The sequence below is a fragment of the Yersinia sp. Marseille-Q5920 genome, from assembly GCF_946902935.1.
In the GTDB taxonomy this organism is placed as follows: Bacteria; Pseudomonadota; Gammaproteobacteria; order Enterobacterales; family Enterobacteriaceae; genus Yersinia; species Yersinia rochesterensis.
The window spans coordinates 468,744-486,199 of the sequence record NZ_CAMPQA010000002.1 but is presented as its reverse complement, the minus strand read 5'-3'; the positions used below and the strand labels follow the sequence as shown (position 1 = coordinate 486,199).

The window sequence follows — 17,456 nt, the reverse complement described above, 5'->3', positions numbered from 1 at the left end:
TTTACCTGCTTATACCTATATATCTTCAATTTTACCGTTTTAACTTTTCGTGCTTAGTGATAATGTTTCTTCGCTTTACAAAGACAGGTCACAATAAAAAATTAAAAGTTAACTTCGATGAGGCTAAAACATTAATTTAGCCCGCAGGTTAATTTTATTAAAATTTAAAGGAAAAATAATGATGAAGCGCAGTGTTCTGGCCTTAGCGGTCACCTTGAGTATCGTTCCTACTCTTTCAAATGCAGCGGAAATTTATAATAAAGATGGCAACAAATTGGATCTTTATGGCCGCGTAGCCGCTAAATACCTTTTCTCAAACCATAATAATGCTGATGATACTTATGTGCGTTTTGGTTTTAAGGGTGAAACACAAATCAATAGCCAACTGACCGGTTTCGGCCAGTGGGAATATAACGTTGCTGCAAAAAATGCAGAATCTCAGGGTGATAAAGGCAATAAAACCCGTTTAGGTTTTGCTGGTTTAAAATTTGCTGAATTCGGCTCTTTTGATTACGGCCGTAACTATGGCGTAGTGTACGATGCACTAGCTTATACTGATATGTTGCCAGAGTTCGGTGGCGACTCAATCGCTTACACCGACAACTACATGACGGGTCGTTCAACCGGTCTGGCAACTTACCGTAACTCTGATTTCTTCGGTCTGGTAAAAGGTCTGAATGTTGCAGCTCAGTATCAGGGCCGCAATGACGATGGCGATACCTCTAAGAATGAGCGCGCAATCCAGAAAGCTAACGGCGACGGTTTCGGTTTGTCTGTTGATTATCAAGACATCGAAGGCAGTGGTATCGGCTTCGCAGGTGCGTACTCTAACTCTAACCGTACCTTGGGTCAGAAAACTCTGGCTAACAGTGCTACCGGTGATAAAGCTCAGGCTTGGGCTACAGCGCTGAAATATGATGCAAACCAAGTTTACTTGGCAGCGATGTACGGCGAAACCTTGAATATGACACCATACAAGGCATTGATTGCGAACAAAGCCCAGAACGTAGAATTGGTTGCTCAATATCAATTCGAAAATGGTATTCGCCCGTCGATTGCTTATGTTCAGTCTAAAGGTAAAAACCTGGATGCAGTAGGAAGTGCTGATTTGCTGAAATATGCTGAAATCGGTGTGACTTACTACATCAATAAAAACATGTTTACCTATGTTGACTACCAGATTAACTTATTGAATGAAAACAATCCTCTGGGTCTGAGCACAGATGATACTGTTGCTGTTAACTTGACCTACCGTTTCTAAGTTAACTTAAACTGCAAGTATTACCCTTTTCTGTGTCGGAAATAGGTGAATGAGAAAGGCGGGGTTATTCCCGCCTTTTTTGCATTTAAAATATTCAGATATAGACTAAATAATTCGAGTTACATGAAGACGGCAATGGCAATAGAGAGACAAATCTATCGGGGGCCGATTTAAACGCGGGTTGCAGTGGCCTCGCAGAGGCGAGGCCCATGGATGGATTGAGTAATGAGCTTGGCCAACGCACACACTGCTGGTGTATGACAGATATTATTGGGCGCGAAAGGATTAGTGCAAATCAGTGTTGATAATGTTGTTCGCCCCATGCCAGCATGGTATTGACTAATTGCTGGAGTAACGGTTGTAAGTGACCAGCACGTTCTGGCAAATAGGGGTAAGGCTCAGTTTCAGACATATAGTTTAACTGTGATAACTCGAGTTGTACCGCGTGTTGGTGGGCCTGTGGTAAACCATATGCTCTAGTTATATAACCGCCTTTAAAACGGCCATTTAATATATAGCTAAATGTAGTTTGTCGTTCGCAACATTCTATCAATTGCTTACTTAATGAGGGTGCGCAACTGGCCCCGCTGTTGGTTCCGAAATTCAAATCTGGTAGCTGTCCCTCAAATAACCTCGGGATAACTGAGGCAATCGAATGAGCATCAAGTAGTAATGCATAGCCAAATTTATCTTTAAGCCGTGCCAGCTCAAGTTGAAGCTGCTGGTGGTAAGGGCGCCAGATATGTAACAGGTAGGATTGACGCTCCTGCGGGGAAGGTGTTTTACCCGGCATAAAACAAGGGCGACCATCAAACAGTGTTTCGGGGAACAAACCCGTAGTTGCGGTGGTATATAGCGGCTGATCATCTTCTGCACGGTTCAGGTCGACCACTAAGCGGGAATAATGACCTATGACTACACTGGCACCCATATTATGGGCGAAATCATAGAGACGAGGAATATGCCAGTCGGTATCTGATAGGGGGTGAGCAGCATCGCTCAATCCCGCCTCAACGATGGGAGTCAATCGTGTTCCTGCATGTGGGATACTGATTAGTAAAGGCAGTTTCCCTGCCCGAAAACTTAACGGATCAGTTAAATTCATGGTCGGGTATCTCCTTTGAAAACAACAGTTACAGGTAATTGACCGCCAAGCCAGTAAGCCAGTTCCGCAGGACGTGATAATGGCCAATGGACCCAATTGGCTAATTTACCAGTCTCCAGTGTTCCCTGAGTATCTTGTAACCCTAGAGCTTGAGCCGCATGGCAAGTGACACCCGCTAGCGCTTCTTCCGGTGTCATACGGAATAATGTGCATGCCATATTGAGCATCAAACGCAGGGAGAGTGCGGGGGATGTTCCCGGATTGGCATCACTGGCTAATGCCATTGGTACATTATATTGGCGAAACAACTCAATTGGAGGACATTGTGTTTCTCGCAACAAATAATAAGCGCCCGGCAGTAATACCGCGACCGTGCCAGCATTAGCCATTGCCTGGACATCTGACTCAGTGGCGTATTCAAGATGGTCTGCTGACAGGGCGTTAAATTTGGCGGCCAGAGTGCTCCCATTTAAGGAAGAAAGTTGTTCAGCATGCAGTTTGACCGGTAAACCTGCTTGTTGCGCGGCTACAAATACGCGCTCAACTTGTGCAGGCGAGAATGCAAGGTGTTCACAAAAAGCATCAACAGCGTCGGCTAACTTTTCGTTTGCAACTTCGGGAATGATAGTGCCACAAACAAAATCAATATAATCATCAGCTCGACCCGCAAATTCAGGTGGCAGAGCATGCGCTGCCAGACAAGTTGTTTTGACCGTCACAGGTAGTAATTGACCCAAGTGGCGGGCCACACGGAGCATTTTCATTTCACTTTCAAGACTAAGGCCGTAACCGGATTTGATTTCAATGCAGGTCACTCCTTCAGCAAGGAGGGGTTTTATACGAAATAAAGCTTGCTCCAATAATTGCTGTTCGCTGGTATTTCTCGTCGCTTTTACGGTCGACACAATACCGCCACCATTGGCTGCAATGTCAGCATAACTCACGCCATTAAGCCGTTGTTCGAATTCGGCACTACGATCACCACCAAACACCAAGTGGGTATGGCAATCAATTAATCCGGGAGTAATCAGGCCGCCTTGGTAGGCAACCTCGCGTGAGGCATTGAGCATGGGTAATTCATTATAAGGCCCGATCCAGACTATTTTACCGTCAGTAACCGCCATTGCCCCTTGCGAGATCAGGTGATATTTCCCGCCACGCATAGTCACGATATCGGCACCGTACCACAAACTGTCACAGTGAATTGTTGACACCATCTGACTCCCCAAGATCTTCAGTATTAAGTTGTATATACAATCATGGACAACCTAGCGTATAAATTCACTATCGGCAAGATAGGGATTTAAACAATTGCGTAACACTTCGCAGTTCTCGAAGAGAAATAAAATTGATCAGGACGTAACGGTACCTTGTGGGGTAAAACGGCCATAGAGTTGATAGCGAGAGCCGGGGTAAAGCAGTTGAGCTGCAGTCACGATTACTTTTCCATACCAGGTTCGGCGGCGAATCAGTAAACAAGGTTCATGTTCATCTAATTGCAGTAGCTGGCGCTCAAGTAGATTTGGGATCACCGCTTCAACAATATGTTCACCTTCAGTTAACGGGGCAGCTTGGGTGAGGTAACTGTAAGGGGTTATCTGGTTGAAATCCTGTTTCATATAATCGGGTGCGGTGTTTGGATTGACACAACGATTTTCGACTTGAATGGGGATGTCATTCTCATAATGAACAATTTGCGAGTAGAACAGTTGCTGGCCGGGCTGAATACCTAGAGCAATCGCCTCTTCAGGGTTTGCTGGTCGCGCCTCTAACTGCAAAATTTTACTGTTGTGGCGATGGCCTCGCGCGGTGATTTCGTCAGCAATATTATGAACTTCAAGTAAGGCACTGTGCGCTTTTGCTTCAGCAACAAAGGTCCCCACGCCTTGCATACGGATTAGAAAACCTTCACTGGTGAGTTCACGCAGTGCTCGGTTGATGGTCATACGGCTGACCCTTAACTCTGCAACCAGTTCACTCTCCGAAGGGACGCGTTGGTGGGGCTGCCAGACTCCGGTTCTGATTTGGCGCATGATGGCCAGTTTAACCCGTTGATAAATTGGAGCAGGAGTATCGTCCATTGCGGCACTCAATTGTAAGGCCGCTTGTTGTTCTGCCACGACGTTAACCTCGTCAAATAAGAAATTTATATGCTAAGTCTACGGTTGAATTTAGCGTGTGTATATGTCTATACAAGTGAGTGATTTAATTAATTGACGCAGCTGCTGCCAGGCGCGTTTGACTCTAAACAAAATATTGGGATATCGCTATGCCAGTTTATTTTACCAAACGTGCTTTTTTACCTGATGGATGGGCGAATGACGTACAGATAACTGTCAATGAACAGGGGAACATTCAGCGCATTATGAAGGGCAGCAGTGATGCAGGTTGCCAGATGCTTTCAGGGCCAATAGTACCAGGCATGCCCAATCTCCATTCTCATGCTTTCCAACGCATGATGTCGGGATTAGCTGAGATTGCCGGTAATCCACAGGATAGTTTTTGGACGTGGCGTGATTTGATGTATCGGCTGGTGCAGCGATTGACACCGGAGCATATCGGTGTAATTGCCCGTCAGTTGTATATAGAAATGTTAAAAGGTGGCTATACCCAGGTCGCAGAATTTCATTATTTACATCACAGTATCGACGGTAATCCATACAGTGACCCAGGGGAAATGACATCGCAACTCAGCCAGGCTGCGCAGGACGTGGGAATTGGGATGACTCTATTACCCGTTCTCTACAGTTATGCCGGGTTTGGTGGTCAACCAGCCCAACAGGGGCAGCACCGCTTCATTCAAACTACAGAAAACTATCTCAAGCAGCAGCAAGTTATCAGTAAACAACTGGCGAATCAGCCCCTGCAAAACTTGGGTTTATGTTTTCATTCACTGCGTGCAGTAGAGTTAAGCCAGATGCAGGAGGTTTTACAGGCTTCTGATAAACAGTTACCTGTGCATATTCATATTGCCGAGCAGCAAAAAGAGGTTAACGACTGCCTGGCTTGGAGCGGACAACGGCCAGTGGCGTGGTTGTATGATAATTTAGAGGTCGATAGCCGTTGGTGTCTGGTTCATGCTACACATTTGGATGAGTCAGAACTTGTTAGATTGGCTAATAGTCAGGCTGTAGCCGGATTATGCCCAACAACGGAAGCTAATTTAGGTGACGGTATCTTCCCCGCAGTAGATTATTTGCAACACCATGGGCGTTGGGGGATAGGCTCTGATAGCCATGTTTCTTTGAATATAGTGGAAGAGTTACGGTGGTTAGAATATGGGCAGCGCTTGCGCGATCAGCGCCGTAATCGTTTGACGAATGAACAATATCCAGCAGTAGCGGATTTACTTTATACCCAAGCTTTAGCTGGAGGGAGGCAAGCTTGTGGCAGCAATATTGGTCAGTTAGCTGAGGGGTATCGTGCTGACTGGCTAGTTTTGGATGGCGATGATCCTTATATTGATGGCACAGAATCTGCTTCTTTATTGAATCGGTGGTTATTTGCGGGGGATAAATCGCAAATTCGGGATGTTTATGTGGCGGGCAATGCGGTAATAGTGGATAGATATCATCCAATGCAACAGCAAACTGCACAGGCTTTTCTGGCGGTACTAAAAGCCTGTCAACAGGAGGTCTGATGAGTTTTACCGTTTTTGATTTTGCTAGTTTGCCGGTTAGCCGATGGCGAAATGGTGGTGGTGAAACCCGCGAAATTGCCTGTTGGCCAGTCGGGGGAGAGGATTTTGCTTGGCGTGCCAGTATCGCGATGATTGAACAAGATGGCCCGTTTTCAATCTTCCCTGATATTGATCGGTCGATTACATTACTCTCTGGTGAGGGGCTGGCTCTCTCCAGCCCAGACTGGGAGACGCATACACTTTCAACGCCATTGCAACCTTTTGCTTTTCCAGGTGATATTCCTATTCATGCACATTTACTCGGTGGGACTAGCCAGGATTTTAATATCATGACCCGACGAGGCTGTTGGCAGGCTAGTGTGGTGTCAACTAACTCGTTGCAAGAACTTCCTGCTTCACATGGTGGGCTGGTCTATGTGGTGAGGGGAAAATGGCTTATTAGCCACACTGAAACACACGAACTGACAGCTTCGCAAGGATGTTGGTGGCTACCTGCAATCAAAAGTGGTCAATTACAGCCACTGGTTACTAACAGCTGTCTTTTGTGGGTAAATCTATTGCCCGAACGATAATATTGAGATTTTTTCATTGTAAAAAATAGAGTTAATTAATTGTTTTATAATGATTATTAAATAAAATGGCGGAGTAATGACACAACTTTCATCGTGGTCATTACTCTATTATTTCCTTTCATTATTTTTCTCACCTCACCTCACCTCACCTCACCTATCTATTTCTTTTCTTTCACGAATGACATGCTGGCAGCTTTCCACTTGCTGAGTCTCATGGCTACTCTCATTGGTGCTCAAATTACCATCATTTGTTAGATCCCTGTCATAGTTTTGTTATTCTCTGCGTTCAAAATACACATTTCGGTTGTTTGGTGTTAAAAATTTCAATAATCTTAATTTTGAAATAAACGTTTAAAAAATAAAGGAGAGGATCGTTACAAGAATTGAAGAATACTATTCTATTGTTTTATATTACTTTTTTTAAAAATAAAACCGGGGATGGGGCGGTTGCATTCACGGGAAGCGCATTAAAATGTCTAAAATAGCGATTTTACACGGTACTGAACTAGGCACTTGTAAAAAATTATTTTCAATAAATAGGCATTGAGATGTTAATGCATTCCATTATTGAAGGATATAGATCATGACGCTGAAAAAAATCATTATTACCTCACTCGCTATCTGTATGCTGCCACTATGCACCTATGCTAAAGACCTTAAAATTGGTGTTTCCATGGCTTACTTCGATGACAACTTCCTGACAATATTGCGTCAGTCCATGCAAAATAAAATGAAAGAAGAGGGCAATGTTTCTGGGCAGTTTGAAGATGCAAAGGGAGATATTGCTCAACAAATTCAGCAAGTAGAAAATTTTGTTAGCCAAGGTGTTGATGCCATTATTCTAAATCCAGTTGATACTCAAGGCGTGAAGCCTATGATTAAATTAGCTGAGAAAGCCAAAATTCCATTAGTTTTTGTAAATCGTCGCCCGGAGATAACTTTGCCGACAGGTATGGCCTATGTGGGTTCTGATTCTGAACTTGCAGGACGCCTACAGATGGAGGAACTTGCAAAACTAATGGGTGGAAAGGGTAATGTTGTGATTCTTATGGGGGAACTATCGAGTGAGGCAACTCGTGACAGAACACGCGGGGTCGAGAAAGTCGCCGCTCAGTACCCAGATATTCATATTATTGATAAACAAACTGCAAAATTCTTCCGTAAAGAGGCCGTTGATGTCACGACTGATTGGATCCTATCCGGGCAGCAAATAGATGCGATTGCTTCAAATAACGATGAAATGGCAATTGGCGCTATTCTTGCTTTAAAACAGGCCAAGAAAAAAGGTGTTGTGATCGGTGGGATTGACGGCACGCCGGACGCACTTGAGTTTATTAAGAAAGGTGACCTCAATATCAGTATTTTCCAGGATGCCAAAGGACAGGGAGAAGGGGCTGTAGAGACCGCGATTAAATTGACGTCTGGTCAGAAAGTTGAAAGTAGCGTAATGATCCCTTATCAACTTATTACCAAAGATAACTATCAAGATTTCGCGAATAAAAACAAAAAATAAATAGAATTATTTTAGAAAGCTAGTCAATAAATAATACTCATGGAGTGGGGTGATATCTTTTCAAAATTAGGCTTATACGCAAAGATAATCTGTGTATTTGTTGTTTTTTATAGAAAGGTAATGCCGTATTTATTATTGTCAGATTAACAAATTCGGCACTCATTCCAAATAAAGGTATGGAGATGATGATATGTATCCTTACATTCTCGAGGCTGAGGGGATTAGTAAGCAATTTCCTGGCGTCAAGGCTCTGAATAAAGTGGGCATTAAAATAAAGCCAGGTAGTGTCCATGCATTAATGGGAGAGAATGGCGCGGGTAAATCTACATTGATGAAGTGTTTGATTGGGATATATCATCCGGATGAAGGCTCTATAAAAGTAAGAGGTGAGAAGATTACTTTTGAGGATACTTTAGATGCACTTCATGCCGGAATTGCAATGATTCATCAAGAACTAAATTTAGTACCACATATGACAGTCGCAGAAAATATCTGGCTAGGAAGAGAACCTGTTCACTATGGGTTAGTTAATCATGATTTACTGAACAGTAAGACACGAAATTTATTGCAATATCTTAATATAAAATTAAAACCTAACATGATAGTCGGCGAGTTAAATATTGCTAGCCAGCAGATGGTGGAAATAGCTAAAGCCGTCTCCTATGATGCTGATGTGTTAATCATGGACGAACCAACATCCGCCCTAACAGAAGGTGAAGTTTTTCACCTTTTTGCGATTATTAATGAATTAAAAGAACAAGGGAAAGGTATTATTTATATTAGCCATAAAATGGATGAGATTTTTGAAATCACGGATGAAGTTAGTATTTTTCGTGATGGTATGTTTGTTGCTACGGATAAGACTGAAAACCTGACAAAACAATCATTAATTACCATGATGGTGGGGCGTGAGCTAACTCATATGTTCCCCAAGTTTAATAACAATATCGGTGAGGAAGTATTAAGAGTCAATGGGTTGCGGCGTGAAGGCTTGTTCCGTGATGTTTCATTTTCAGTGAAACGAGGTGAAATACTGGGTGTAGCTGGTTTGGTCGGAGCAGGTCGCAGTGAAGTTATGGAAAGCCTGTTTGGTATGCATCCTGCAGATAGTGGCGAAATTTTTATTGAGGGCTTACCTGTCAATATCAGCTCCCCATCAAAAGCTATTGAACAGGGATTAGCTTTTTTGACTGAAGACCGCAAAAAATCAGGATTATTCCTTGTGCTGTCAGTGGTCGAAAATATGAGCATTGTTAATATCTCAGATTATATTAATAAAAGAGGCTTTGTTAGTCATGGGAAAATGGCACAAGATTGCATGGAGCAGATTAAAAAATTAAATATCAAAACCCCTACCATGGATCAAATAATTAATAATTTGAGTGGAGGGAATCAGCAAAAGGTTTTAATTGCACGTTGGTTGTTAGCCCAACCTAAAATACTTATTCTTGATGAACCTACTCGTGGTATTGATGTCGGAGCAAAATCAGAAATTTATCGTTTAATTAGTGAGCTGGCAAATCGTGGTGTTGCTATTATCTTAGTTTCTTCAGAGTTACCTGAAATTCTCGGTATGAGTGACAGAGTTATGGTCATGCATGGTGGACATATTACGGGAATATTAGATAAACAAGATGCTAGCCAAGAAAAAATAATGGCGCTGGCCTCTGAATAATTGTAGAAAGGTAATGATAATGAATAATGTAAAAATTGATAAATCACTGACAACTGGCTCGATAAAAGAACATTCATTCGTGGTCGGGCTAAAAGGAAAACTACCTAAAGACACCGGTATTTTTATTGTCATGATTGGTATTGCATTAATCTTTGAACTTTTAGGTTGGTTTATTCGCGATCAATCATTTTTAATGAACCCCAATCGATTGTTACTCATTATTCTGCAGGTGGCAATTATTGGAATTATTGCTGTTGGGGTAACTCAAGTCATTATTACTACCGGTATTGATCTCTCCTCAGGCTCTTTAATTGCATTAACTGCTGTCGTCGCCGGCAGCCTGGCGCAAACATCAGACAGTATTTCCCCCATGTATCCACATTTATTAGATTTACCTGCGGCAATTCCTATTACAGCAGGGATCGGGGTTGGTATATTATGTGGTTTTATTAATGGTTTTTTGATTACCCGTACAGGGATCCCGCCATTTATCGCAACATTGGGAATGATGGTTTCTGCCCGAGGACTTGCTCAATATTATACCAAAGGCAACCCAGTGAGTTTTCTCTCGGATGATTTTACGGCTATCGGGCAAGGCGCGATGCCGGTCATTATTTTCTTGGTTATTGCCATTATTTTTCATATTGCTCTGAAACATACCCGCTACGGCAAATATGTGTATGCCATTGGTGGGAATATGATTTCCGCAAAAGTCTCAGGTATTAATGTTAATAAATATCTGGTGTTGGTTTATACCATCGCCGGAGGATTGGCAGGTCTTGCTGGGGTTGTTTTGGCTGCACGAGTCAGTAGCGGACAATCGAGCATGGGTCAGTCGTATGAACTGGATGCCATCGCCGCCGCCGTGATTGGCGGTAGCAGTTTGATGGGGGGGGTGGGGCGCATTACCGGTACCGTCATTGGCGCGGTGATTTTGGGCCTGATCAAAAGTGGTTTTACTTTTATTGGTGTCGATTCATACATTCAAGACATTATTAAAGGGATTATTATTGTTAGTGCGGTGGCTATCGATATGCATCGAAATCGTAAAAAGCGTTAGTTATTCGTCGATAATACCTATTGATTGCCGGACATGTAATAATATAACATTACACATCCAGCAATCAGTTAGGAGTTATTCATGCCCAGAAAATTTCCCCATCTATCCATCATTACACTCAGTGTTTGCGTATCATTGATCAGCTTTAATTCATTTGCACATGGCATACATAGCCACGGACATGAGCATCAACAATCTGAAGCCGCGCGTAAAGCAAGTGAGGGTGTTTTTACCGATAAAGAGGTTAAAGACAGGCTACTCAGTGATTGGAATGGAGTCTGGCAATCTATTAATCCATATCTATTGAAAGGGGATTTAGATCCAGTTTTGGTCGATAAAGCGAAAAAGAATAAAAACAAAAAAATTGAGGAGTACAGAGAGTATTATAAAAAGGGCTACGCTACAGATATCACTATGATTGGTATTGAGAATAATACTATTGATTTCCATACCCCTGAAGCAGTCAACTCCTGCCAATACAGCTATTCCGGCTTTAAAATCATGCACTATGAATCTGGTAAGAAAGGAGTGCGTTATCTATATGAATGCCAAGATGCCCACTCTAAAGCGCCTAAATATGTCCAATTTAGTGACCACATTATTGAACCGCAAAAATCCCATCATTTCCATATTTACATGGGTAATGAGTCACAAGAAGAACTGCTTAAAGAAATGGATAACTGGCCGACTTTTTACCCGATAACTTTAGATAAAGATGATATTGTCCACGAAATGTTACATCACTAAGGATGTAAAAAAGCCGAGCAGGTGAGTTGCGCGGCTTTAGTTTATTTGTCTCGGTAGTGAGTTCGCGATGATTAATTTTTTGCTAGTTCGCATAAGGCACATTTGGGTTTATTTCGTGTGAGACTTCCGCTTTGGTGCAACATGGGTAAAAAGGAATTTCCCTCTTCAATAGCAGCGGCCAATTTGCTGGTATTATCTCGGACTTCACTTAGAAGCGTCAGTTAGGCTATGCCAACCAATGGCTGCTGCCTGCGGATTACTCTGATATGTGATGTATGTAGAACTAATTTTCATTAAAATTGAAATGTTGTTTTACTAGTGCTATGTTCGCTATAATTAAGCCAAACAACTATCCAATGAATTCTATTTCATTGACCTAATCGGAGAGAACATAATGAAAATTGCACTGATGATGGAAAACAGTCAGGCAACTAAAAATGCGATAATTCTGAAAGAGCTGAACACCGTAGCCTCGGAAAAAGCGTACCCGGTATACAACGTAGGTATGAGTGATGAGAATGACCATCATCTGACTTATATCCATCTGGGGATTATGGCCAGCATTCTGCTTAACTCTAAAGCAGTCGATTTCGTGGTAACGGGCTGTGGTACTGGCCAGGGTGCAATGATGTCATTGAATATTCATCCTGGTGTTGTATGTGGTTACTGCATCGATCCAGCGGATGCTTTCCTGTTTGCTCAGATTAACAACGGTAATGCGCTGGCACTGCCATTCGCCAAAGGTTTTGGCTGGGGTGCTGAACTGAATGTGCGTTACATCTTTGAGAAGGCTTTCACTGGTGTGAAAGGTGAAGGCTACCCACTGGAGCGTAAAGAGCCACAAGTGCGCAACGCGGGTATCTTGAACCAAGTGAAAGCGGCAGTCATTAAAGAAAACTACCTGGATACACTGCGCGCTATCGACCCAGAATTGGTGAAAACAGCAGTTAGCGGCGAACGCTTCCAGCAGTGTTTCTTCGACAACTGTCAGGTTGAAGAAATCAAAGCATTTGTGAAGCAAATTCTGGCGTAATGATTGCTGGATGTAATGTTTGAAGTTAATGCCAAAAAACAAGGCTCCTAAACAGGAGCCTTTTGTTTATCTGCAAGAGTACAAAGCCATAAAAAACGTTAACTAATTAACATTTAGGTGTTGTTCCTTGCGGCGGCAGGTAACGCAGTGGGTCAAGTGCGGTTGCCCGGTAGCGAATTTGAAAATGCAGCATCAGAGTGTCCGTTCCAGAGCTACCCATGGTGGCTATTTTCTGCCCGGCTTTCACGTCCTGAGCATTATTGACCAGCATGGTGTCATTATGGGCGTAAGCGGTGATGAAATCTTCACCATGCTTAATCATGATGAGATTGCCATAACCACGCAGTTGATTTCCGACGTATACCACTCGCCCTTTGGCTGATGCATAGACCGGCTGCCCGCGTTTACCTGCAATATCGATCCCCTTGTTGCCGCCATCGGCAGTGGAATACTTGGATATAACTTGGCCGTTGGTCGGCCAACGCCAGCAACGGCTTGCTCCGGGCGGTGGCGTTGATTTAGCCAGCGCAGAACTTGATGACTTCGGTTTATTTGACGTCAGACGGCCAGATGAAGCTGAGTTATCAAGTTGTAATTTTTGCCCAACTTCCAGCCGATAAGGAGGTTTTAGTTTGTTTATGCGGGCAAGGTCACTGACTTCACTGTCACTGATCCAGGCAATAAAATAGAGGGTATCGCCCTTTTTAACGGTATAGGATTTGTCGTTGTAACTGCCTTTTGGTAGCTTGGCATAGTCACGATTTGATTTGTTTGAGCACCCAGCTAATAGCAAGATAACCATTGCATATGACGCCAACCGTGGCCACAACCGTATTCTGCTTTTCGTGTTCAAAACGTTTCCTTTGTCATCGCGATTTCAAATTCCCTCAGCCAGCTATAATAACATTTGAACCATAAGCGTCAAAAGCCAGAACAAGTGTATCATTTAGAACATCAGCGAGTTAATTGGAATAACGGCCCATCAGAAGAGGTTCTCGATACTTTACTTAACCCACAACACGGGGTAGCGGCGCACGGAATTTCTAATACTCCTGTTAAAAGATTGCTATCACCCATTTCGGTGAATAAATTTAATCTTCTAATTGAGAGGCGACTGCCGGCATAGAACCGCCATTAAACTTATATTTAGTGGCAAGCGCATAGCTGTGGTCAATCCGCAAATAAAGTTCTTCGAGAGAAAGCGAGTTTTCTAAGCAGAGTGAAAGCCAGTGTTTTTTATTCATATGATAAGCAGGAAAATATCGCATGTTATCAATAAGCCTGGCGACAGTTTCAGGGCTAGCCCGGAGGTTGAGCACGTCACAGGGCGCAGAGTCATCCACGCCTAATTTGCTTTTGGGAATAAGCAACAATGCCCCGTACCATTTGGCGTTATCCGCCCGCCGCCAGATGGCGCTAGTGGGGGATTTCTCCCACAAAAACTCTAACGCATCGCCGTATTTTGAGCGGATATATTGAATAACGGCTTGCGCCTGATCACTGTTAAATATGTCCGGCTCAAAGCACTTTTTGGCAATATCAGACAATACCTTTCCATATTCTGCCCGCACGCTGCCGACAAAAGCTCCACAACTTCCCGCGACAAGATGGAGTACATATTCCTCATTAGAGCCAATATCCGTCAAGGTTGCTGTAACTTGTTCAAGCTTAGAAACAGTGATGACCATTTCAAACTGGCCGTTTAACAGACGAGTACGGTAGTGATAATCATCCCCGAATACGGTAAAACCGTAACTGAGCAAGCACTGTGGAATCGCTTTTTTATTTTTGAACAACAGAAGCATAGTAATCTCGCTGTTGTGATTGAATGTTAATGGCTGATTACTCGTCAGAAACTTAATAATCTGAAAGCCTACTGCAAAAGCGGGGGAACTACCATCAGCGGTGCGAAGCAGATTTTCTTTAGATTTGGCCGTACGGCATTGGGTAGCAGCGGTACTGCCTTTGTACTTATTTCTGGTCGCGCTTTTATAAAAATACATTAATGTGGTGAAATGAAAAATCCACGCAAGTGCGTGGATTTTATGGCGTTTATCATTCTCCATAAGGTTATCTGAAACCTCATGAGACAGCAGACGCTATTTAGACGTTGAACAGGAAGTTCATCACATCGCCATCTTTTACGATGTATTCTTTGCCTTCTGAGCGCATTTTCCCGGCTTCTTTCGCACCTTGCTCACCTTTGTAGGTAATAAAGTCGTCAAAAGCGATAGTTTGTGCGCGGATAAAGCCTTTTTCAAAGTCGGTGTGAATCTTACCTGCGGCTTGTGGGGCTGTTGCGCCGACAGGGATAGTCCAGGCGCGAACTTCTTTAACACCGGCGGTGAAGTAGGTTTGCAAATTCAGCAGCTCATAACCGGCACGGATCACACGGTTCAGACCGGGCTCTTCAATACCCAACTCGGCCATAAACTCAGCACGGTCTTCATCTTCCAACTCAGCGATATCAGATTCAACTGCGGCACAAACGGCAACCACGACAGAACCTTCGCCCGCAGCAATAGCCCGGACTTGATCCAGATAAGGGTTATTTTCGAAACCGTCTTCATTGACGTTAGCAATGTACATAGTCGGTTTTAGTGTCAGGAAACTCAAATAACGGATGGCTGCTTTATCTTCTGTCGTCAGATTCAGCGCACGCAGCATGCCAGCGTTCTCTAAATGTGGTAGACATTTTTCCAGTGCTTCCAGTTCAGCTTTAGCATCTTTATCGCCGCCTTTGGCTTTCTTCTGCACACGATGAATCGCGCGCTCGCAAGTTTCCAGATCGGAAAGAGCCAACTCAGTATTGATGGTGTCAATGTCATCCACTGGATCAACTTTGCCAGCAACATGGATGATATTGTCATTTTCAAAACAACGTACCACATGACCAATCGCTTCGGTTTCACGAATATTAGTCAAGAATTGGTTACCCAGACCTTCGCCTTTGGACGCGCCTTTGACCAGGCCCGCAATATCAACGAACTCCATGGTCGTTGGCAATATGCGCTGAGGTTTAACGATCTCAGCCAGTTGATCCAGACGCGGGTCCGGCATTGGCACCACGCCCGTATTGGGTTCAATGGTGCAGAACGGGAAGTTAGCTGCTTCGATGCCCGCTTGTGTCAACGCGTTGAACAGGGTGGATTTACCAACGTTAGGCAAGCCCACAATACCGCATTTGAATCCCATGTTTTATATCACCTTAAATAACTTAAAAATCAACCAGTTAGATTTAACAGGCCGATGTAATCAAAATTTATGCCGCCATTATACACATAATGGCGATTTATCTCGATCATGCTCTTTCGTTGTGGATATTGCTTTTATCGTAATGGCACATAGGTAATTGATTTATCTAACTCTGTGCCCGAGATCACGTTTCTGTTATCTGAAGTTTTCTGATTAATGTCCGATAACATGTCATTAGGGTCTACAGACTGAATTTGGATTATCCCCATGGAAATGAATATCTATAAATGGTTAATAGTGATTTTATTTGGGGGCGCGGTGGGCATTTTGGGTATGTGGTTTCTGACGGCAGAAACTGAACCTTCGGGGCCAACTTTTGCCCAGTTAGTCGATCAATATGGCGTGCAGATAGAAAATCAATCAGGTAAAAGCGTGAGATATGTGGGTTACAAAAAAAAGACGTTGTATGAGGATTTTGACAGTGTTCAATTGACGTTCACTGCCATAAATGACAAGTTCGAGCGTAGCCACGATTTATCTGATAATAAGAAAAAAGCTGCTGATTGGGAGAAACTTTTTTGCAGCGAGGCGCTACAAGATATTGCGGATGAATATGACGGTAAAAGTAATCATTTTCTCGGGCGTGTTAGAGTGATTATTGCCGGTGTTGTCCTGACCGGTGAAGGTCAGCAGGGAATCAATGCGTTGTGCAATAAAAACGAATAAAGTGGAAGATAACTTCCCCGGCGCACCGTCGCTTTCCGGGGAACGGACGAACCGCTATGCCGTGGCTTTAAATGAATGCAGGCGATTCATTGCCTTGGTAATATCTTCTTTCAGCAGTATTTCAGTACAGCGAATAGACTCATCAATCGCGTCGTCAATTAAGGTTTGTTCGCTAGCCGGCGGTTTACCGAGAACAAAACCGGTGACTTTACTTTTATCGCCAGGATGGCCGATACCTATGCGTAAACGATAGAAATTTGGATTATTGCCGAGCCTGCTCTGAATGTCTTTCAGGCCATTATGGCCACCATTGCCTCCTCCCAATTTCAATTTCGCCACACCGGGTGGGATATCCAGCTCATCATGTGCGACTAAAATTTCTTCCGGTAGGATGCGGTAAAACCCAGCCATTGCCGCAACAGCTTTGCCACTTAAATTCATAAATGTAGACGGCACCAGCAAGCGCACATCTTGGCCCGCCAGGTTTAACCGTGCGGTATAACCGAAGAATTTACTTTCTTCTTTCAGTTGCTGGTTGTGGCGTTGCGCTAATAAGTCCACATACCAAGCCCCCGCATTATGGCGAGTTTGGGCGTATTCAGCACCCGGATTTGCCAGCCCAACGATTAATTTAATGCTGCTCACGTCGTCATTCGCTATTACTAAAGGAATTAAAGTGTGACAGTTTACCCGTCATGGCGCGTAATGACAAAACTGGCAGTATGAATTTATTTGGAATTAATAGTTCAATATGTGAATAGTTAATATGTGTAATAATTCAATTTCAATGCCAAATGTCTGGAAAGTGTAAAGATTTGTCGAAATATATTCCTTAGATGTGATCGCCAGCGCAACACCTTCATCAGCAGCCTGACTATACTAAGTTATTAAGTGGACATGAATAATCGCATTAAGCAAGCATTTTTGTA

16 protein-coding genes are annotated in these 17,456 nt (G+C 43.4%); 9 read left to right on the top strand and 7 right to left on the bottom strand.

Translation table 11 applies throughout. The annotated features are described in order from the left end of the window. The first annotated feature begins 178 nt into the window (after nt 1-178). Nucleotides 179-1,261 carry a porin gene (locus OVO64_RS04880; RefSeq protein ID WP_038633499.1) on the top strand — a complete coding sequence of 361 codons (1,083 nt, stop codon included), beginning with the start codon at nt 179-181 and terminating at the stop codon, nt 1,259-1,261. A 295-nt stretch (nt 1,262-1,556) separates the two neighbouring features. On the opposite strand, the gene hutG is transcribed toward OVO64_RS04880, so the two are convergent. The 3 genes from hutG to hutC form a co-directional block, all read right to left on the bottom strand. Then, on the bottom strand, nt 1,557-2,366 hold the full coding sequence (gene hutG, locus OVO64_RS04875) for an N-formylglutamate deformylase (protein ID WP_038633496.1): 810 nt from the start codon (nt 2,364-2,366) through the stop codon (nt 1,557-1,559). Next, the gene (gene hutI, locus OVO64_RS04870; protein WP_038633493.1) at nt 2,363-3,583 is read right to left on the bottom strand and encodes an imidazolonepropionase; all 1,221 of its coding nucleotides are present in this window, start codon (nt 3,581-3,583) and stop codon (nt 2,363-2,365) included. Before hutI ends, hutG begins: the two co-directional genes overlap by 4 nt. A gap of 135 nt (nt 3,584-3,718) precedes the next feature. Beyond that, nucleotides 3,719-4,486: a histidine utilization repressor gene (gene hutC / locus OVO64_RS04865; protein ID WP_267248642.1), complete on the bottom strand. Its 768-nt coding sequence runs from the start codon at nt 4,484-4,486 to the stop codon at nt 3,719-3,721. A gap of 149 nt (nt 4,487-4,635) precedes the next feature. Here hutC and OVO64_RS04860 point away from each other — a divergent pair, with 149 nt between their 5' ends. The 7 genes from OVO64_RS04860 to OVO64_RS04830 all read left to right on the top strand — a co-directional run bounded on the left by OVO64_RS04860 (nt 4,636) and on the right by OVO64_RS04830 (nt 12,606). After that, nucleotides 4,636-6,006 (top strand): formimidoylglutamate deiminase, encoded by a 1,371-nt coding sequence (locus OVO64_RS04860; RefSeq protein WP_038633487.1) that lies wholly within the window; start codon nt 4,636-4,638, stop codon nt 6,004-6,006. Next, entirely contained in the window at nt 6,006-6,578 is a 573-nt protein-coding gene (locus tag OVO64_RS04855) for a HutD family protein (RefSeq protein ID WP_267248641.1), read from the top strand. The genes OVO64_RS04860 and OVO64_RS04855 overlap by 1 nt, the downstream gene beginning before the upstream one ends. A gap of 583 nt (nt 6,579-7,161) precedes the next feature. Next, nucleotides 7,162-8,091: a sugar ABC transporter substrate-binding protein gene (locus OVO64_RS04850; protein WP_038633482.1), complete on the top strand. Its 930-nt coding sequence runs from the start codon at nt 7,162-7,164 to the stop codon at nt 8,089-8,091. Between the two features lie 190 nt (nt 8,092-8,281). Then, nucleotides 8,282-9,766, top strand: coding sequence for a sugar ABC transporter ATP-binding protein (locus OVO64_RS04845; protein ID WP_038633479.1), 1,485 nt, complete (start codon nt 8,282-8,284; stop codon nt 9,764-9,766). Between the two features lie 19 nt (nt 9,767-9,785). Continuing rightward, nucleotides 9,786-10,826, top strand: coding sequence for an ABC transporter permease (locus OVO64_RS04840; RefSeq protein WP_145509741.1), 1,041 nt, complete (start codon nt 9,786-9,788; stop codon nt 10,824-10,826). A gap of 81 nt (nt 10,827-10,907) precedes the next feature. Further along, nucleotides 10,908-11,573 carry a metal-binding protein ZinT gene (zinT, locus tag OVO64_RS04835; RefSeq protein WP_038633472.1) on the top strand — a complete coding sequence of 222 codons (666 nt, stop codon included), beginning with the start codon at nt 10,908-10,910 and terminating at the stop codon, nt 11,571-11,573. 394 nt (nt 11,574-11,967) lie between these two features. Further along, nucleotides 11,968-12,606: an RpiB/LacA/LacB family sugar-phosphate isomerase gene (locus tag OVO64_RS04830; RefSeq protein ID WP_038633469.1), complete on the top strand. Its 639-nt coding sequence runs from the start codon at nt 11,968-11,970 to the stop codon at nt 12,604-12,606. A 106-nt stretch (nt 12,607-12,712) separates the two neighbouring features. Here OVO64_RS04830 and actS read toward each other — a convergent pair whose 3' ends face one another. The 3 genes from actS to ychF form a co-directional block, all read right to left on the bottom strand. Beyond that, nucleotides 12,713-13,441 (bottom strand): amidase activator ActS, encoded by a 729-nt coding sequence (gene actS / locus OVO64_RS04825; protein ID WP_038639560.1) that lies wholly within the window; start codon nt 13,439-13,441, stop codon nt 12,713-12,715. A 256-nt stretch (nt 13,442-13,697) separates the two neighbouring features. After that, nucleotides 13,698-14,672: an MmcQ/YjbR family DNA-binding protein gene (locus OVO64_RS04820; protein WP_235896313.1), complete on the bottom strand. Its 975-nt coding sequence runs from the start codon at nt 14,670-14,672 to the stop codon at nt 13,698-13,700. Nucleotides 14,673-14,709: 37 nt separating this feature from the next. Next, nucleotides 14,710-15,801 (bottom strand): redox-regulated ATPase YchF, encoded by a 1,092-nt coding sequence (gene ychF / locus OVO64_RS04815; protein ID WP_145509742.1) that lies wholly within the window; start codon nt 15,799-15,801, stop codon nt 14,710-14,712. Nucleotides 15,802-16,068: 267 nt separating this feature from the next. Here ychF and OVO64_RS04810 point away from each other — a divergent pair, with 267 nt between their 5' ends. Further along, entirely contained in the window at nt 16,069-16,527 is a 459-nt protein-coding gene (locus tag OVO64_RS04810; protein ID WP_038633467.1) for a hypothetical protein, read from the top strand. Between the two features lie 54 nt (nt 16,528-16,581). Here OVO64_RS04810 and pth read toward each other — a convergent pair whose 3' ends face one another. After that, nucleotides 16,582-17,172, bottom strand: a complete 591-nt coding sequence (gene pth, locus OVO64_RS04805) for an aminoacyl-tRNA hydrolase (RefSeq protein WP_038633464.1) — start codon at nt 17,170-17,172, stop codon at nt 16,582-16,584. Nucleotides 17,173-17,456 lie beyond the last annotated feature (284 nt).